Source organism: Microbacterium gilvum, from assembly GCF_039543865.1.
Lineage (GTDB): Bacteria > Actinomycetota > Actinomycetes > Actinomycetales > Microbacteriaceae > Microbacterium > Microbacterium gilvum.
This window is the reverse complement of the sequence record NZ_BAABKO010000002.1, coordinates 256701-273836: the sequence shown is the minus strand read 5'-3', so window position 1 is coordinate 273836 and position 17136 is coordinate 256701. Positions and strand designations below refer to the sequence as shown.

Here is a 17136-nt window from a genome sequence, read left to right as displayed (position 1 = left end):
CGTGCGCTCCCACCTGAACACAGCCCGTCCGCGGGCGGGTGACGGGCGTGCAGACAAGAGATCTTGGGTGGGGCCGTCGGTCCCACGGTAATGAAGGAGTGAACCATGGCTGCTGTGTGCCAGGTGACCGGTGCCGTTCCCGGCTTCGGTCACAACGTCTCGCACTCGCACCGCCGGACGAAGCGCCGCTTCGACCCGAACGTGCAGAAGAAGACGTACTACGTCCCGTCGCTCGGTCGGAAGATCACGCTCAACGTGTCCGCCAAGGGCATCAAGGTGATCGACGCGCGCGGCATCGAGTCGGTCGTGAAGGACCTCATCGCGAAGGGTGTGAAGCTCTAATGGCGAAGAAGGCACAGGACGTCCGTCCCATCATCAAGCTGCGTTCGACCGCGGGCACGGGGTACACCTACGTGACCAAGAAGAACCGCCGCAACAACCCCGACCGCCTCGTGCTCAAGAAGTACGACCCGGTCGTGCGCAAGCACGTCGACTTCCGCGAGGAGCGTTAATCATGGCCAAGAAGAGCAAGATCGCTCGCAACGAGCAGCGCAAGGTCGTCGTCGAGCGCTACGCGGCGAAGCGCGCCGAGCTGAAGAAGCAGCTCATCGACCCGAACGCGACCGACGAGCAGCGCGAGGCCGCTCGCGTGGGCCTGCAGAAGCTGCCCCGCAACGCGTCGCCCGTGCGCGTCCGCTCGCGCGACGTCATCGACGGCCGTCCCCGCGGCGTCCTCACGAAGTTCGGCATCTCGCGTGTCCGCTTCCGCGACATGGCGCACCGCGGCGAGCTGCCCGGCGTGACCAAGTCGAGCTGGTAAGCATCCGCTCCACGCGAAGGGCGGGACTCCTCACGGAGTCCCGCCCTTCGTCGTCTCCCCCGGATCACCGGGCCGGCGCGCTCTCGTGCTCCTCCGCCCAGGCGAGCGCGAAGTCGGCGATCTCCTCCCATCCGTCCTGGCTCACGAGGCGGTGCGTGCGCCCCGCGTACTCGCGGTACTCGACCGTCGCGGGGCCGGCCGACGTGTACTTCCGCACGATCGCGCGCCCGATGGCGGGCGGCACGACGTTGTCCTTCTCGCCCGTGATGACGAGGAACGGCGCGCGGTCGGCGCGCGCGTAGTCGACGCGCGTGACGCCGCCCTTCTCATTCAGCACCGAGGTGACGCCCTCGAAGAGGACCCGGTTGTAGGAGGGCACGGCGTACTCCTCCCACAGGGCGTCGGATGCGGAGCGGTCGAGGTCGTTGCCGAACGTGAAGTGGAAGTGGCGCTTCGACAGCGGCTTCGCGCCGTTGCGGCCGAAGGGGTTGGAGAGGATGGGCGTGCCCGTCCACAGGGTCGACGGCGGCAGCGCCGTGACGCCGGCGGCCTGCCCGGGTGCCACGCCGACGTAGGCGACGCCCAGCCCGCGGTCGGCGAGCATCTGCGTGATGACGCCTCCGAACGAGTGGCCCATGATGATCGGGGTGCGGGGGAGCGCCCGGATGATGCGCTCGTAGTGGTCGGCGATCTGCGCGAGGCCGACGCCCTTCAGCGCCTCGGGGTCCGACCGGATGTCGGCGACCTCGCGGTCGTCGATCCCGGGCCATCCGGGGACGATCACCTCGTGGCCGCGGGCGCGGAACCGCTCCGCCCACGTGTCCCAGCTCTTCGGGGTCATCCACAGTCCGTGGATGAGGACGATCGGCGCCTTCTCGGTCGTGCTCATGATTCCTTCTCCTTCGTCTCGGGGCCGGGGATCCGGCGTATGCTCGATGGTAGACCGAACGTTCTATCTACACAAGTATTCCCGTCGCGGATGGCACGATGGGATCCGAGGAGGCCATCGCATGAGCACCACCGGCACGTCCGCCCGCCCGTCGCCCGCTCGCGAGCGGCTGCTCGAGACGGCGAACCGCCTGTTCTACGAAGAGGGCATCCATGCCGTCGGGATCGACCGTGTGATCTCGGAGGCCGGCGTCACGCGCGCGACCATGTACAAGCAGTTCGGCGGCAAGGAGAACCTCGTGCTCGCCTATCTGCGACGCGAGGACGAGGTCCTGCGCGCGCTCTTCGCCCGCGCGGCGTCGGCATCCGACGACCCCGACGTGCTGCTCGAGCTCGTCATCGAGGGCATCGCGGAGGACGTGCGCGAGCGGCATACGCGCGGCTGCCCGTTCATCAACGCCGCCGCCGAGTACCCGGACGGCGAGGGCCCCGTGCGCCTGCTCATCGCCGAGCACCGCGACTGGTTCCGGCAGACCCTCCGCGCCCTCGCCGAGGCGGCGGGCCTCTCCGCGTCCGACGAGGTCGCGGGGGCGCTCGTGCTGCTGCGCGACGCCGCTCTCGTGGGCGGCTACCTCGACGGCTCGGAGCGCATCGAGACTGCGTTCGCCCGCACGGCGCGCGCCGTCGTGGCCTCCCACCGGCCCTGATCAGACGTCGACATCCGCCCCATCCGTCACACGCGAACCGCGACACGCCGCCCCAATCCGACGCAAACCCGCCAGAATCCGCGGAATTCCGGGGGGCGTTGATACATTCGTCACGGTCGCTAGACCACCGGAGGCAAACGCCGCCGGTCCGAATGAACTTGCGGCGTCCTCACGCCGCTGGAGGATGACATGGCCGACAAGACCATCACCAAGACCGAGCTCGTCGCGAGCATCGCGAGCGCGACCGGTCAGAGCCAGGCCGCCGTCTCGGGCGTCCTCGACGCCCTCTTCACCTCGGTCTCCGAGTCCGTCGCGAAGGGCGCGAAGGTCTCGATCCCCGGTTGGATCGCCTTCGAGCAGGTCGACACCGCCGCCCGCACGGGCCGCAACCCCCAGACCGGCGAGGAGATCGCGATCCCCGCGGGCAAGCGCGTCAAGGTGACCGCCGGCTCGAAGCTCAAGGCCGCCGTCAAGTAAGACCGCTGCCGCACGGTTGTTGCGAAGGGTTCTCGTCCAACGGATATCCGTTGGACGAGAACCCTTCCGTTTGCGCGGAATCGGGTGTGCGCTCGGCAAACGGGTATCCGTTGGACAAGAGGGGCGAGGGCGAGAGCGGCGAGTGTCCAGGGGCGCGCGCATAGGGTTGAGGGGTGAATCCGCGCGTCCTGCGGGCCGCAGGGCCCGCCATCCTCGTCGTGGTCGCGATCGCGGCGGTCGTCGCGGGGCTCCTCATCGGCGGCGGGGCGGCTCCCCGCTTCACGAGCGACCCCGGCGCCGTCGTCCGGTGGGGGCTCCCGGTCGCGAAGCTCCTCGTGAACCTCTCCGCGGCGACCATGGTGGGCTCGCTCGTCCTCGCCCTGTTCGCGCTGAGGTCCGGCGAGCGCGAGTTCGACGTCGCGCTCGACACCGCGTCGGTGGGCGCTGCCGTGTTCACGGTGTCGGCGGGAGCCGTCGGGTTCCTCACCTTCCTCTCGGCCCTGGGGGCGCAGTTCAGCCTGGGGTCGGAGTTCGGGGCCCAGCTCGGGCAGTTCCTCGTCGGCACCGAGCTCGGCCGGGCCTGGCTCCTCACGACCGTGCTCGCCGCGATCGTCACGGTGCTGGCGTTCGCCATCCGCTCGTGGACGCCGACGCTGCTCACCGCGGCGCTCGCGCTCGTCAGCCTCGTGCCGATGGCGACGCAGGGCCACTCCGGCGACCTCGCGAACCACACCGCCACGGTGATGGCGCTCACGCTGCACGTGATCGGAGCCGCCGTGTGGCTCGGCGGTCTCGTGATGCTCGTCATCGTGCGCCCTGCCGTGGATGCCGCGCGCCTCGGGCCGCTGCTGCTGCGCTACTCGTCCCTCGCGCTCGTCGCGTTCGTCGTCGTCGCGGTGTCGGGCTACGCCCGCACGCTCACCTCGATCGGGCGCTGGGACGAGCTGCTCACGCCCTACGGCGCCATCCTCATCGCGAAGATCGTCGCGCTGCTCGTCATGGGCGGCCTCGGGGCGCTCTACCGGCGTCGGCTCATCGCCAGGGCGTCGGATGGCCGCGGCCCGTTCTGGGGGCTCGTCGCGCTCGAGCTCGCCTTCATGGGCATCGCCTCGGGTGCTGCGGCGGCGCTCGCTCGCACCGCCCCGCCGTCGGGCGAGGCGACCGTGCCCCAGACGACGCCGGCAGAGATCCTCACGGAGGCGCCGCTGCCGTCCGAGCTCACGATCGAGCGCTGGTTCACGGCCTGGGACGTCGACCTGCTCTGGGTCTTCGTCGCGGCCTTCGGCATCTTCTTCTACCTCGCCGGGGTGCGGCGTCTGCGCCGTCGCGGCGACCGCTGGCCCGTGTACCGGACCGTGCTCTGGGTCCTCGGCATGCTCCTGCTCGTCTGGGTGACGTGCGGACCGCTCACCGCGTACGGCGACTACCTCTTCAGCATGCACATGCTGGGCCACATGCTGCTCAGCATGGCCATCCCGCTCCTCCTCGTGCCGGGGGCGCCCGTCACCCTCGCGGCTCGCGCCATCCGCAAGCGCGAGGACGGCACCCGCGGTGGCCGTGAGTGGATCCTCTGGGCCGTGCACACGCCGTTCGCCCGCGTCATCACGCATCCGATCGTCGCGGCGGGCATCTTCATCGGGTCGCTGTGGGCGTTCTACTACACGGACCTCTTCCGGTGGTCGCTCTACGACCACCTGGGGCACGAGTGGATGATCGTCCACTTCCTGCTGTCGGGCTACCTCTTCGTCATGTCGCTCATCGGCATCGACCCCGTGCCCTACCGGCTGCCGTACGCCGGCCGCCTCGTGACGCTCATCGTGACGATGGCGATGCACGCCTTCTTCGGCATCTCGATCATGAGCCAGTCGGGCCTCATGGTCGCCGAGTGGTTCGGCGCGATGGGCCGCACATGGGGTGCGACGCCCTTGGAGGACCAGTACGCGGGCGGCGGCGTGGCGTGGTCGATCGGCGAGATCCCCACGCTCATCACGGCCGTGGTGGTGGCCATCCAGTGGAGCCGCAGCGACGAGCGCCTCCAGCGACGGGCCGACCGGCAGGCCGACCGCACGGGCGACGCCGAGCTCGAGGAGTACAACGCGCGCCTCGCGAGGCTCGCCGAGCGCGATGCGAAGCGTGGACTGTGATGTCATAGCCGGGTCATAGGCGCACCATCGGGTGCGCCAGGATGCGCCGGGCACAGTGGTCTCATCTTCAACCGAGAGGAAGAGAGGCCGATCATGGCACGCATCCCCGAACCCGAGCAGACCCCCGACGGCCCCTCCTACGAGGGACGCCTTCTCGACAGGCCGGATGAGGAGGTCGTCGACCAGGGCGCCGGCTTCGACATCAAGACGCTCGTCAGCCGCCGCGGGGTGCTGAGCCTCGTCGGCGTCGGCGTCGGAGCGGCGACGCTCGCCGCGTGCGCCCCGGCGGCGACGTCGAGCACGACGAGCACGTCGACCCCGACGGCGACGTCGACGCCCACGGAGTCCGCGACCGCCACCCCGACTCCGACCGAGACGGCCGAGTCGATCACGCTGCCGAGCGGCGAGATCCCCGATGAGACGGCCGGCCCGTATCCCGGCGACGGATCGAACGGGCCCGACGTGCTCGAGGAATCCGGCATCGTCCGCAGCGACATCACGACGAGCATCGCCGGGGGCGAGGCGGTCGCCGGCGTGCCGCTGACCTTCACCATCACGGTGACGGACATGGCGAACGCCGACGCCCCGTTCGAGGGGGTGGCCGTCTACGCCTGGCACTGCGACGCCCAGGGGCTCTACTCGATGTACTCGGAGGGCGTCGAGGACGAGACATGGCTGCGCGGCGTGCAGATCGCCGATGCGAACGGCGAGGTGACCTTCACCTCCATCCTCCCCGGCTGCTATCTCGGGCGCTGGACCCATATCCACTTCGAGGTGTACCCCGACGAGGCGTCCATCACCGACTCCGCGAACGCGATCGCGACCTCGCAGATCGCGTTCCCGCAGGAGGTGCTCGACACCGTCTACACCCTCGATGCCTACGCGGGGTCGGCCGAGAACCTCGCCCAGATCACGCTCGACAGCGACAACGTCTTCGGCGAGGACGGCGGGGCCCTGCAGATGGCGACCGTCACCGGTGACACCAGCGGCTATGTCGCGTCGCTCGTCGCCCGCGTCGACACCACCACCGAGCCCACGGCCGGCGCCGCCCCCGAGGGCGGCGGCGGCCAGCCGCCGGCCTGAGCCGGGAAGAACAGGAGAACACCATGCTGCAGAACCTCACGGGATGGCACGCGCTCGTCATCCTCGCCGTCGTCGTCCTCATCTTCGGGGCGACCAAGCTGCCGGCGCTCGCGAAGAGCGTCGGCCAGTCGGTGCGCATCCTCAAGAAGGAGGTCGCCGAGCCATCCGCGCAGGACGAGCCGTCGGCGGCCCCGCCGCAGACCACCGCCGTGCCCGTCGTGCTGGCGCCGGATGACTCCCCCCGTACGCGTCCGCTCGAGACGACGACGCTCGCGGAGCGCGCGGCGTCATGACCGCCGTCACCGCCGCGCGAGGGCGCATGCCGCTCTCCCAGCACCTGAGCGAGGCGCGCACGCGTGCCGTCCGCGCGGCGGTGGCGCTCGTCGTGGGGGCCGTGCTCGGCTACCTGTTGTCGGACCAGATCCTCGACGTCCTGCGGGAGCCGATCGACGCGCTCGCCGCGTCGCGCGACGCGAGTCTCAACTACGACAGCGTCACAGGGGCGTTCGACCTCCGGCTGAAGATCGCGCTCTTCGCGGGGGTCGTGCTGTCCAGCCCGGTGTGGCTGTTCGAGCTGTTCGCGTTCCTCGCCCCGGGCCTCACCCGCAGGGAGAGGGCGTACACGTTCGGCTTCCTGGGGGCCGCCATCCCGCTCTTCGCCGCGGGCTGCGCCATGGGGTTCTCGCTCTTCCCCCACATGGTCGAGCTGCTGGCGGGCTTCGCGTCGGAGGAGGACAGCACGATCCTCGTCGCCTCGTACTACGTCGACTTCGTGATGAAGATCATCGTCGCGACCGGGATCGCGTTCGTGCTGCCTGTCTTCATCGTCATGCTGAACCTCCTCGGGGTCCTCTCGGCGAGGACGATCGCGCGGTCCTGGCGCATCTGCGTCGTGGCGATCGTCGCGTTCAGCGCGATGGTGACGCCGTCGGCCGACGTGCTGTCGATGTTCCTCATCGCGATCCCGATGTGCGGGCTGTTCGCCGCCGCGTACCTCATCGCGCACCTTCACGACCGCGCCGCCGCCCGCAGGGCGGACCGGCCGGAGGCCGCGCCCGCGTCCGAGCCCGCCGCTCTCCAGGAGGATCCATCATGTTCGGCCTGACCTTCGAGAAGCTCCTCGTCCTCGCGCTCATCGCGGCCGTGATCGTCGGCCCCTCGCGTCTCCCGCAGTACGCGCATCGGCTGGCCGAGCTCATCCGCTCGGTGCGCTCGTTCCTCGACGCCGCCCGAGAGCGGACCGAGGCCGAGACCGGCGTCTCGCTCGAGGAATGGAAGCAGATGGACCCTCGTCGGTACGATCCACGCCGGATCGTCCGCGAGGCACTCGTCGCGCCCGCGGAGGTGCCGCGCGAGCAGGCGGCGTCCACGGATGTCGTGAGCGCCGCCGACGCGGACGGGCGCCCGGATGCCGCGGATGCGGTGCCCGGGTCGGAGTCGCCGTCCGTGCGCACGATCCGTCCCGAACGCGCGCGGGAGGCGGATGGCGCCGCTGCAGCGGCGGAGGCCGAGCACGACGTCTCGGACGGCGCACCCGACGTCTCGGGGCACGACGACGCGACGGCTCCCGAGCAGCGCCGGAAGTGGGTCGTCGTGGGAGGCAGCTCCGGTCATCCGAGGCGGATGCTCATGGATGTCGCGGAGGATCTCGCGCAGGACGAGGAGGAGCGCGCCGAGCGCGACCGGGCGGCCGTCGAGGCCGCGTAGGCGGCCCGCCCGTCGTTCAGAGGTCGGGGGATCCGATGCTGATGGCGGCCGAGCCGTCGGCGAGGATGTCGATGGCGCCGTCGAGCGTGAAGGTCACGTCCTGGCTGATGTGCAGGTAGGAGCCGTCGTAGATCGACTGCACGTCCATCTCGATGTGCGCGATGCCGCCCGCGGGCGCGATCGCCCAGTACGCCCCGTCGGGGACGACCGCGATGGTCGGCTGCGTGACGATCGACCACTCCGGCGTCGACACGACCCGTTCGAAGGTCTCGTACCCGAACGGGCAGCCGGTCGGCTTGAGCACGCCCTGCGTCGTGCACTGGTCGAGGAAGTCGTGCACCTGCTCCGACACGATGCCCGTGAACTCCTCGGTCGGCTGGGCCTGCACGGCGATGTCGACCTCGCTCAGCGGATCCTCTGCGAGCGCGGCCACGGGCGCCGACTCCGCCGCGGCGGTGTCGACCGAGACGGCGTACGAGCCCGGCGTGAAGACGAGCATCGAGACGGGCTCGAGGGGCTCGGCGTCGACCCCGTCGGGCGACACCTGCCGCTTGTCGAGTTCGAACCCGTTCACGGCGAACCGCATCGATCCGCGCACGACGACGTCGACGACCGCGAGCGGGGTGGTCTCGAACCTCCAGGCGGGGACGAGTCCCGACCATCCGCTCTGCTCGACGCGGAACGTCGAGCGGCCGTCCTGCCCTCCCGCGCGATAGGAGATCGTGACGGACACGACGCCGTCGACCATCTCCGAGCCGATCACCTCGACGTCGTCGACGTCGGCGGCGAGGGCGGAGGAGCGCAGCAGGGCGTCGCTCACGGTCGGCGCGACGCCGGCGCCCTCGAGCACGGTCGAGTCGACAGCCACGCCGGGCACCGTCAGGGCGTCGGCCGCGCGGCCCTCGGCGATGAGAGAGACGTAGCGCTCGACGAACGCCTCGGGCCCCCAGAACACGCGGTAGAGCGTCGCGAACCCCGCCGCGATCGCGCCGACGAGCAGGGCGCCGACCACGACCATCCCGACGATCTCGCCCGCCCGCGGCCGCGCGCGGGTCGGCGCGGGGTCGGCGGCGGCAGGTTCCATGCCGCCAGTCTAGGAACGCCCCGCCGCGCGGAGCCTGCGAACGGCGGCGCTTCCCTACGATGGACGAGTGACCGAGCCCGCCCTGTCGGCGGAGCAGGAGGCCCTGTTCCGTCTCATCGAGGACACGCGCGAGCATGTCTTCATCACGGGCCGCGCGGGCACCGGCAAGTCCACCCTGCTGCGTCATCTCACATGGAACACGGACAAGCAGATCGCGATCTGCGCGCCCACGGGGGTCGCCGCGCTCAACGTCGAGGGCCAGACCATCCACTCGCTCTTCAAGCTGCCGATCGGCCTCATCGCCGATCAGGACATCGAGCAGACCGACGCCACCCGCAAGCTCCTCAACGCCATCGACACGCTCGTGATCGACGAGATCTCCATGGTCAACGCCGACCTCATGGACGGGATCGACAGGTCGCTGCGGCAGGCGCGCGGGCGCCGCAGGGAGCCGTTCGGCGGCGTGCAGGTCGTCATGTTCGGCGATCCCTACCAGCTCGCGCCCGTGCCGCCGCGGGGCGACGAGGCCCACTACGTGCGAGACCACTACCGGTCGTTCTGGTTCTTCGACGCGCACGTGTGGGCAGGTGCCGAGCCGGGGGGCGACGGGCTCATCGACCTGGGCCGGCACGGCGCCGACCTCCACATCCGCGAGCTCACGCACATCCACCGGCAGTCGGACGACGGGTTCAAGGCGATGCTCAATGCCGTGCGGTACGGACGCGTGACCGCCGACATCGCGCAGCGCCTCAACGCGGCCGGAGCCCGGACGCCGCCGACCGACCCGTCCGACCCCGTCATCACGCTCGCGACCCGCAACGACCGCGTCAACGCCATCAACGCGCGCCACCTCGCCGCCCTCGGAGGCCGGGAGCAGACGGCCGTCGCGGAGATCAGCGGCGATTTCGGCCGCGGCGACGTGTACCCCGCGGACGAGCAGCTGAAGCTCAAAGTCGGCGCGCAGGTGATGTTCCTCCGCAACGACGTCTCGGGGCCGGATGGGCCGCGCTGGGTGAACGGGACGATCGGCACCGTGCGGCGCATCCTCGGCGACTCCGTGCGCGTCGACGTCGACGGCGAGGAGGTCGACGTCGAGCCCGCCGTCTGGGAGAAGCACCGCTACTCGTACGACGCGGCCACGAAGAAGCTCAGCCGCGACGTCGTCGCGGAGTTCACGCAGTTCCCGCTGCGGCTCGCATGGGCCGTGACCATCCACAAGTCGCAGGGCAAGACCTACGACCGGGCCGTCGTCGACCTCGGCTCCGGGGTCTTCGCGCCAGGTCAGACGTACGTCGCGCTCAGCCGACTCACCTCGCTCGACGGGCTCTACCTCACGCGGCCGCTGCGTCCGTCCGACATCCGCGTGGACGAGGACGTGCGCCGCTTCATGCGCGCGGCGTGGGAGCGCGACGCGGCGGGGATGCGCTCGGCAGCGCGCTCCTGAACGTCACGGTTCGGCATCCTCCCGGTGAGCCGCCGATCCGCTCGCCTAGGATCGGAGGCGGAGCAACTGGGGGGTTGTGGAAATGCGTCAGTCCACGGTGCGTCTGTCCACGACGCGCGCGCGTCTGGGCCGTGCGTCGGCCGTCGTCGCGGGCCTCGTCGCGATGGCGGTCGCGATGTCCGGATGCACGGCGTCGACGGCGGCGAGCGCCTCGCAATCGGAGGTGCCCATCCCGTCGGCGGAGCTCGCCGACGACACCGTCGCGCAGCTGCAGGACGCCGTCGACCACGCCATGCAGGCGTCGGGTTCGACCGGTGCGCTCGTCGCCGTGTGGATCCCGTGGGCGGGCGCATGGGTCGAGGGCGTCGGCACGACGGGGCCGGACAGCGACGAGGCCGTGACGACCGACATGCACTTCCGCATCGGCGAGGTCACGCGCGCCCTCACGTGCAGCGCGCTCTATGCGGTCGCCGACGAGGGGACCGTCGCTCTCGACGATCCCGTGACCGACTGGGTGTCGAGCGTGCCGAACCTCGGCGACGTCACGCTGCAGCAGCTGTGCGACGGCACATCGGGGCTCGGAGACGGGAGGGAGCGCCTCGCGCCGCAGCTGCACTCCACCCCCGAGCGCACCTGGAGCCCGCGCGAGCTCGCGTCCCCCGGCATCGCGGAGCGGACCGCCCCCGGCTCGCAGGTCGTCGACTCGGACGCCGCGTACATCCTCCTCGGTATGGCGCTCGAGAAGGCCACGGGGCTCAGCGCGAGCGGCGTCATCGCCGAGTACGTGACGGAGCCGCTCGACCTCGCCGGGACGCAGCTGCCGCGTGCCGCGGCGGCCGAGCCAGGCGACCCCGCGCTCCCCGGCTGGGTGTCGTGGAGCGCCGACCGCGAGAACGGCTGCGTCGCGCCGACGGACTACACGGTCGCGTCGTCGAGCAGCGGGTACACCGACTCCGGCGCCACGAGCACCATCACCGACCTCGCGCGCTTCGGGCAGGCGCTCGCGCTCGACGCCGTCGACGACGACGGGGCGCTGACCGGCCGCTGGGCGAAGGCGCTGCCGTTCGAAGGCGCCGACTACGCGGGCGGCGCGTTCATCGCGGGGTCGATGATCGGCCAGAAGGGCGAGGCTCTGGGGTACCTCACGAGCGTGTACGCCGATACCGAGACGGGGATGACCGTGGCGGTCGTGCTCAACAACTCGGCCGCAGGGGCGTCGCTCGTGAGCGCGCTCGCGAAGGAGCTCGCCGCGATCGCGTCGAAGGCTCCGGCCGCCGACGGGCAGGAGCAGCCGGAGTTCGGGCTGCCCTGGACGGCGGAGGAGTACCGCGCCGTCGTCGCAGAACGCGCCGTCTGCCCCATCGGCTGAGGCGCCGGGCGAGTCCCGCCGCCGTCAGTCGGCGTCGCCGCGCTGACGGCGTTCGCGCGTGACGAGGGTGATGACGAGTGCGACCGCCACGCCGAGCACGGTCTCGAGCGCGCGGTCGCCGACGAGCTGCGCGACGGGCAGCGGATGGCCGAGCTGCACCATGCACAGCGCCAGCGGCGTGATGAAGAGCATGGCGACGCCGTAGTTGCGGCCGACGAACAGCTCGGCGCCGATCTGCATGGCGGTGACGATCGCGATGAGCGCGAGCGGCGACGGGTCGAAGGCGAGCACGGCGCCCGTCACGAGCACGCCGAGAAGCGTGCCGACGACCCGCTGGACGCCGCGGAGCGTGCGCCCGGCGGCGGATGCCGCCGCCATCGGCACGACGGCCGACACGATCGCCCAGTACGGATGGCCGATGCCGCTGAGCGTGGCGAGGCCGCCGGCGAGCAGGACGCCGACGCCGTAGCGCACGAGGTAGTGCCGCAGCGGCCACTCCGGGCCCTCACCCGGCAGCGTGCCCGGAGAGGCGGGCCGGCGCGGCCATGTGTGCGACACGCGCGCGACGTGGCGGCGCCAGAGGTGCCGGGCGAGCGAGGTGAGGTACGTCAGGGCGAGGCAGAACGCGAGGGTGCACGCGGAGACGAGCAGTGCCGGCACGAGATCGCCGGCGGCGTGCGGGGTCGACGCGCAGCCGCCGAGCGCGAACACCTGGAACACGACCCCCGGCGGATGCCAGTTGCGCCGATGCGCGAGCACGGCCATCCCGGTCGCGTACACCGCGGCCGCGGGGATGAGGATCCACGACCGTCCGGCGGGGATCGAGATCGCGACGCCGAGCAGGATCGCCGCGATGATGGACGCGCCCGCCTCCGTCTGCGCGCGGAGGCGCTGCGGGAGCGGGACGGTGCGCCCGAAGATCGAGGCGAGCGCGCCGAACGACGCGTACATGGCCCACTCGAGCCGTCCGCTGGCGAAGAGCACCAGCAGCGGGACGAGCACGGACAGCGCGGCCCGGACGGCGACCGTCCACTCCCCGCGCGAGGGCTGGATGCGGACGAGATCGCGGAGGAACGGGGAGCGGGGCATCACCTCCATTCTCCTCCTGCGCTCGACGCCGCGCGAGGTCCCGCCCGCTGGGCGGGAGACGGCGGAACCCCGCGGCGGCTCAGACGGAGGCGGGCGCGGCGGCGCGGACGGGACGACGCGCGGCCGCCGCCGCGGCGACGAGCACGACGAGCGCGGCGGCCGTCATGATCGCGCCGACCCAGATCGGCGCGGTGTACCCGAGCCCGGCGGAGATGGCGACGCCGCCCGCCCAGGCGCCGAGGGCGTTCCCGACGTTGAAGGCGCCGATGTTCGCCCCCGAGGCGAGCGTGGGCGCACCGCCCGCGTAGCCCATGATGCGGGTCTGCAGGCCGGGAACCGTGCCGAAGCCGAACCCGCCCATGAGGACGAGGGCCGCCATCGTCGCCGGCTGCGATGCGGCGGAGAGCGCGAACAGCACGAGCACGACGGCGAGCGCACCCGTGAACCCGATGAGCGTGCGGTCGACGTCGCGGTCGGCGAGCCGCCCGCCGACGGCGTTGCCGACGACGAGCCCGCCGCCGAAGAGCACGAGGAGCCACGGCACCGCACCCGCCGCGAAGCCGCTCACCTCGGTGAGCGTGTAGGCGATGTAGGTGAAGGCGCCGAACATGCCCCCGAACGCGAGCACGGTCGCCAGGAGGGACAGCTGCACCTGGCCGGAGCGGAAGGCGCCGAGCTCGCGGCGCAGGCTCACGCGCTCCGCGGGTGCCGCCGTCCGCGGGACGAGCAGCGCGACCCCCGTGAGAGCGACGACGCCGATCGCGGCGATGGCCCAGAACGTGGCGCGCCATCCGAGCTGCTGGCCGAGGAACGTCCCGAACGGGACGCCCAGCACGTTCGCTGCGGTGAGTCCCGTGAACATGACGGCGATCGCACCCGCCTTGCGTGCTGGGGCGACGAGGCTCGCGGCGACCACCGACCCGATGCCGAAGAAGGCGCCGTGGCAGAGCGCGGCGAGCACCCTGCCCAGCAGGGCGACGGCGTAGTCGTCGGCGAGCGCTGTGACCACGCTGCCCGCGATGAAGAGCACCATGAGCGCGACGAGGACGGCCTTGCGCGGCAGGCGGATGGTCGCGGCGGTCAGCGCGAGCGCGCCGACGACGACGCTGAGCGCGTATCCCGAGATGAGCCATCCTGCTGCGGCCTCGCTCACTCCGAAGTCGGCGGCGACCTCGGGCAGCAGGCCCATGATGACGAACTCGGTGAGCCCGATCCCGAAGGCGCCGACGGCGAGGGCGATCAATCCCAATGGCATGTGAGGGGTCTCCTGGTATGCTCGATTTACTTGCACGCGCGGGTTATTGCAATGGCGTCGAAAATACTGCCACACGCCGATAGCAAGCGCAAGCAACTATCTCGGAAGGGGACGACATGGGCATCGCCGACGACGCCGTCGAGGTGCGTGCACGCGGATGGCGCACGCTCGCGGCCCTGCACGCGCTGATCGAGACGGAGCTCGAGCGCGCGCTCGGCGCCTCGGCCGATCTCTCCGTCGTGGAGTACACCGTGCTCGATGCGCTCAGCCGCCAGGACGGCTGGCACATGCGCATGCAGCAGCTCGCGGGCGCTGCCGCCCTCAGCCCGAGCGCCACCACGCGTCTCGTCAACCGGCTCGAGGACCGCGGACTGCTGACGCGCATCATCTGCGCCGACGACCGGCGCGGGATCTACACCGAGCTCACGCCGCAGGGGCGCGCCCTCTTCGACGAGGTGCGGCCCGTGCACGACGCCGCACTCGAGCGCGTGCTCGCCGAGGCCGAGACACGGCCCGAGCTCTCCTCCGTCGCGCACGCCGTGCAGGGGGCGTCGGCGCGCGCCTAGCCGATCGACCGCGGCGCTGGCAACCTCCTGCGCAGGCGGGGTGCGGCGCCGCACACTCGGTGCATGCGGACTTTCGGTGTGGAGGAGGAGCTGCTCCTCCTGGACGCGACGACGGGGGAGCCGCGCCCGCTGGCTCCCGAGATCCTCGCGGCCTCGACGCAGGGCGACGGATTCGAGCTGACGTCGGAGATGGAGCAGGAGATGATCGAGGTCGTCTCCGCGCCGAGCGCCGACGTCGACGAGCTGCGCGCGCGCATCCTCGCCGGCCGCCGCGCGGCCGACGACCGCGCGCGCCATCTCGGCGCGCGCGCCGTCGCCCTCGCCACATCGCCCGTGCCGACGCGGCCCCACCCCAGCGTGAGCCCGCGTTACGGCGCGATCCTGGAGCGCTTCCGGGTGCTGGCCGAGGCGACCCTCGAGTGCGGCCTGCACGTGCACGTCTCGATCGAGAGCGCAGACGAGGGCGTCGCCGTCCTCAACCGCATCCGCTCCTGGGTCCCCGTCATCCTCGCTCTCAGCGCGAACTCCCCGTTCCGCGGTGGAGAGGACACCGGGTACGCGAGCTTCCGGCACATCCTGTGGCACCAGTGGCCGACCGCCGGCCCGCTCGAGCTCTTCGAGACGGCGGCGGACTACGAGGCGGTCATCGACGGGCTGCTCGGCGCGGGCGGCATCCTCGACGACGCGCAGATCTACTTCGACGCGCGGCTCTCGCGCAACCATCCGACGGTCGAGGTGCGCGTCGCCGACGTCTGCCTCGACCCGGAGGACACCGTCACGATCGCCGCGCTCATCCGCGGTCTCGTCGACTCCGCCGCCGCCGACTGGCGTGCGGGCGAGCCGCCGAGCCGGCTGCCATCGCCCGTCATCCGGCTCGGCTCGTGGATGGCCGCCCGGTGGGGCGTGCGCGGCGACCTGTCGCACCCCGAGACGGGGCGCGCCGTGCCGGCGGCGGAGGCCGTGAACGCCCTCGTCGAGCGCTCCCGGCCGGGCCTGCGCCGTCACGGAGACCTCGAGACGGTGCGCGACGGGGTGCGGGCCATCCTCGAGCGGGGGACGGGAGCGGAGCGCCAGCGCGCCCGCTACGAGCTCACGGGCGCGCTCTCCGGCGCGGCGCTCGGCGCGAGCACCGGCTGACGTGCCCCACGTCCCGCCGATCTGTCAACCCCGTTCAGGTCGCGGCGTCGGTCGCCTTGACTGATATCCCGCGAAGAGGACCGCGTCGGGGCAGACGGCGGAGACCCTCGCGGACGCACGACTCGCACCATCGATGAGGAGCATCATGACCGGCACCGCGAACCAAGGCGGGGAGCCCCGCAGACCGGATGGCGGGGCGTCCTCGAAGGGGACGGCACGCCACCCCTCGCAGCGGCCCGTCCCCATCCCGCACTTCCCGCCGCTCGACGCCGGCGTGCGCCGCACCGGGCGGTGACGGGCCGTGCTCAGGCAGATCGGGGGGCGCCGCGGCTACGCGGGGCGGATGATCCTCGAGGGATGCTGCGGTGAGGGAGACGCATGGGCTCTCGTGGCCTGGGACGGCTGGGCCGACGACCGCTGGTGGGAGCTCCCCGACGGCCGAGCCGTCGACGAGGTGCTCGCGGCGGGCGACCTCGATGCGCTCCCCGCGCTGCGCCTCGCGCTCGAGCAGACGGGCAGGATGGGCGACATCCTGTGGTCGAGCACTCCCGTCGGGCCCATCGTGTCGGGGCGGTTCGCCGAGGTGCTGGAGCGCTCGGGGGCGACGGGCTACGTGCTCGTGCCCCTCTCGACACCGGACGGCGTGGGGCCCTACGCGCTGCTCGTCCTCGACGACAACGACTTCGACGACGTCCGCGCCTTCCCCCAGGGCGCGCTGCCGGTGGAGCGGCTGGACGTCTCGGCCCGCCTGCTCGCGGAGCTGCGCGCGGCCGGCGTCGACGGCTTCTGCGCCGAGCACGGCGAGGCCGCATCTCAGCGCGAGCGTGCGCGTCAGCTGGCGCGCGCCATCCCGTCCTGAGGCGCGACCGGCTTCGCGAACAGGGCCGCGGCGTAGCGGCCGTCGCCGGGCGGGAACTCCCTGACGCCCTGCAGCGTGTAGCCGCGCGCCTCGTAGTAGGCGCGCAGCCCCGCGTTCGCGGCCATGCAGTCGAGGCGCGCCGTCGACCATCCGCGTCGGGCGATGAGGTCCTCGGCGAACGCGAGCACGCGCGCGCCGAGGCCCGCCCCCGACTCCTCGCGCGCCACCATGAGGCCGTGGACGTAGCCGGCATCGGCCGTGTCGGAGTCGACCCAGAACGCGGGGTCGTCGTCGAGCACGCGCACGGCGGCCGCGAGGCCGTCCGAGCCGTCGCGCACATGCCACTCGCCGTCGGCGATCTGCCGCTCGAACACCGCGAGCGGGATCTGCCCCTCGCGCCACTGGGATATTCCCCGAGCGGCATGCCAGAGGGCGAGCGAATCCCGGAGGGAGAGGATGGCCGGGGCGTCGGCCGGCGCAGCGGGACGGAGCACCCGGCCATCCTCT

Annotated in this window: 21 protein-coding genes; 16 read left to right on the top strand and 5 right to left on the bottom strand. The window is 71.9% G+C overall.

Going from position 1 to position 17136, the window contains the following annotated elements:
- The first annotated feature begins 105 nt into the window (after positions 1-105).
- The 3 genes from rpmB to rpsN are packed head-to-tail and all read left to right on the top strand — an operon-like array spanning position 106 to position 820.
- The gene (gene rpmB, locus ABD998_RS07075) at positions 106-342 is read left to right on the top strand and encodes a 50S ribosomal protein L28 (protein WP_317139406.1); all 237 of its coding nucleotides are present in this window, start codon (positions 106-108) and stop codon (positions 340-342) included.
- Entirely contained in the window at positions 342-512 is a 171-nt protein-coding gene (rpmG, locus tag ABD998_RS07070) for a 50S ribosomal protein L33 (protein WP_155049151.1), read from the top strand. The genes rpmB and rpmG overlap by 1 nt, the downstream gene beginning before the upstream one ends.
- 2 nt (positions 513-514) lie before the next feature.
- Positions 515-820: a 30S ribosomal protein S14 gene (gene rpsN, locus ABD998_RS07065; RefSeq protein ID WP_345437448.1), complete on the top strand. Its 306-nt coding sequence runs from the start codon at positions 515-517 to the stop codon at positions 818-820.
- Between the two features lie 64 nt (positions 821-884).
- On the opposite strand, the gene ABD998_RS07060 is transcribed toward rpsN, so the two are convergent.
- A complete protein-coding gene (locus ABD998_RS07060) occupies positions 885-1709 on the bottom strand; it encodes an alpha/beta hydrolase (protein ID WP_345437446.1) in 825 nt (274 codons plus the stop codon).
- A gap of 121 nt (positions 1710-1830) precedes the next feature.
- On the opposite strand from ABD998_RS07060, the gene ABD998_RS07055 reads away from it, so the two are divergent.
- The 7 genes from ABD998_RS07055 (at position 1831) to ABD998_RS07025 (ending at position 7826) form a co-directional block, all read left to right on the top strand.
- Positions 1831-2415, top strand: coding sequence for a TetR/AcrR family transcriptional regulator (locus ABD998_RS07055; protein ID WP_345437444.1), 585 nt, complete (start codon positions 1831-1833; stop codon positions 2413-2415).
- Between the two features lie 189 nt (positions 2416-2604).
- Entirely contained in the window at positions 2605-2892 is a 288-nt protein-coding gene (locus ABD998_RS07050; RefSeq protein ID WP_271172653.1) for an HU family DNA-binding protein, read from the top strand.
- Positions 2893-3065: 173 nt separating this feature from the next.
- Complete coding sequence (locus tag ABD998_RS07045; protein WP_345437436.1) at positions 3066-5036, top strand: cytochrome c oxidase assembly protein; 1971 nt, start codon at positions 3066-3068, stop codon at positions 5034-5036.
- A 93-nt stretch (positions 5037-5129) separates the two neighbouring features.
- Complete coding sequence (locus ABD998_RS07040; protein WP_345437434.1) at positions 5130-6119, top strand: intradiol ring-cleavage dioxygenase; 990 nt, start codon at positions 5130-5132, stop codon at positions 6117-6119.
- Between the two features lie 23 nt (positions 6120-6142).
- Complete coding sequence (tatA, locus tag ABD998_RS07035) at positions 6143-6412, top strand: twin-arginine translocase TatA/TatE family subunit (protein WP_345437432.1); 270 nt, start codon at positions 6143-6145, stop codon at positions 6410-6412.
- Positions 6409-7224 (top strand): twin-arginine translocase subunit TatC, encoded by an 816-nt coding sequence (gene tatC, locus ABD998_RS07030; RefSeq protein ID WP_345437430.1) that lies wholly within the window; start codon positions 6409-6411, stop codon positions 7222-7224. Before tatA ends, tatC begins: the two co-directional genes overlap by 4 nt.
- Positions 7212-7826: a Sec-independent protein translocase family protein gene (locus ABD998_RS07025; protein WP_345437428.1), complete on the top strand. Its 615-nt coding sequence runs from the start codon at positions 7212-7214 to the stop codon at positions 7824-7826. Before tatC ends, ABD998_RS07025 begins: the two co-directional genes overlap by 13 nt.
- Before the next feature lie 16 nt (positions 7827-7842).
- Here ABD998_RS07025 and ABD998_RS07020 read toward each other — a convergent pair whose 3' ends face one another.
- Positions 7843-8910, bottom strand: coding sequence for a hypothetical protein (locus ABD998_RS07020; protein ID WP_345437426.1), 1068 nt, complete (start codon positions 8908-8910; stop codon positions 7843-7845).
- Positions 8911-8977: 67 nt separating this feature from the next.
- Here ABD998_RS07020 and ABD998_RS07015 point away from each other — a divergent pair, with 67 nt between their 5' ends.
- Together ABD998_RS07015 and ABD998_RS07010 are read left to right on the top strand one after the other, a co-directional pair.
- On the top strand, positions 8978-10354 hold the full coding sequence (locus ABD998_RS07015; RefSeq protein ID WP_345437423.1) for an ATP-dependent DNA helicase: 1377 nt from the start codon (positions 8978-8980) through the stop codon (positions 10352-10354).
- Between the two features lie 82 nt (positions 10355-10436).
- Positions 10437-11723, top strand: a complete 1287-nt coding sequence (locus tag ABD998_RS07010) for a serine hydrolase domain-containing protein (RefSeq protein WP_345437421.1) — start codon at positions 10437-10439, stop codon at positions 11721-11723.
- A gap of 24 nt (positions 11724-11747) precedes the next feature.
- Here ABD998_RS07010 and ABD998_RS07005 read toward each other — a convergent pair whose 3' ends face one another.
- Positions 11748-12812 (bottom strand): FUSC family protein, encoded by a 1065-nt coding sequence (locus tag ABD998_RS07005; RefSeq protein ID WP_345437419.1) that lies wholly within the window; start codon positions 12810-12812, stop codon positions 11748-11750.
- 79 nt (positions 12813-12891) lie between these two features.
- Positions 12892-14067 carry an MFS transporter gene (locus ABD998_RS07000; protein ID WP_345437417.1) on the bottom strand — a complete coding sequence of 392 codons (1176 nt, stop codon included), beginning with the start codon at positions 14065-14067 and terminating at the stop codon, positions 12892-12894.
- A 116-nt stretch (positions 14068-14183) separates the two neighbouring features.
- Here ABD998_RS07000 and ABD998_RS06995 point away from each other — a divergent pair, with 116 nt between their 5' ends.
- The 4 genes from ABD998_RS06995 to ABD998_RS06980 all read left to right on the top strand — a co-directional run bounded on the left by ABD998_RS06995 (position 14184) and on the right by ABD998_RS06980 (position 16629).
- Entirely contained in the window at positions 14184-14633 is a 450-nt protein-coding gene (locus ABD998_RS06995) for a MarR family winged helix-turn-helix transcriptional regulator (protein WP_345437415.1), read from the top strand.
- A gap of 63 nt (positions 14634-14696) precedes the next feature.
- On the top strand, positions 14697-15770 hold the full coding sequence (locus tag ABD998_RS06990; protein WP_345437413.1) for a carboxylate-amine ligase: 1074 nt from the start codon (positions 14697-14699) through the stop codon (positions 15768-15770).
- 145 nt (positions 15771-15915) lie between these two features.
- Positions 15916-16065 carry a hypothetical protein gene (locus ABD998_RS06985; protein ID WP_345437411.1) on the top strand — a complete coding sequence of 50 codons (150 nt, stop codon included), beginning with the start codon at positions 15916-15918 and terminating at the stop codon, positions 16063-16065.
- Positions 16066-16113: 48 nt separating this feature from the next.
- A complete protein-coding gene (locus ABD998_RS06980) occupies positions 16114-16629 on the top strand; it encodes a hypothetical protein (protein ID WP_345437409.1) in 516 nt (171 codons plus the stop codon).
- Here the strand turns inward: ABD998_RS06980 and ABD998_RS06975 are convergent.
- Complete coding sequence (locus ABD998_RS06975) at positions 16602-17123, bottom strand: GNAT family N-acetyltransferase (RefSeq protein WP_345437407.1); 522 nt, start codon at positions 17121-17123, stop codon at positions 16602-16604. The two genes, ABD998_RS06980 and ABD998_RS06975, sit on opposite strands and share 28 nt — an antisense overlap.
- Positions 17124-17136 lie beyond the last annotated feature (13 nt).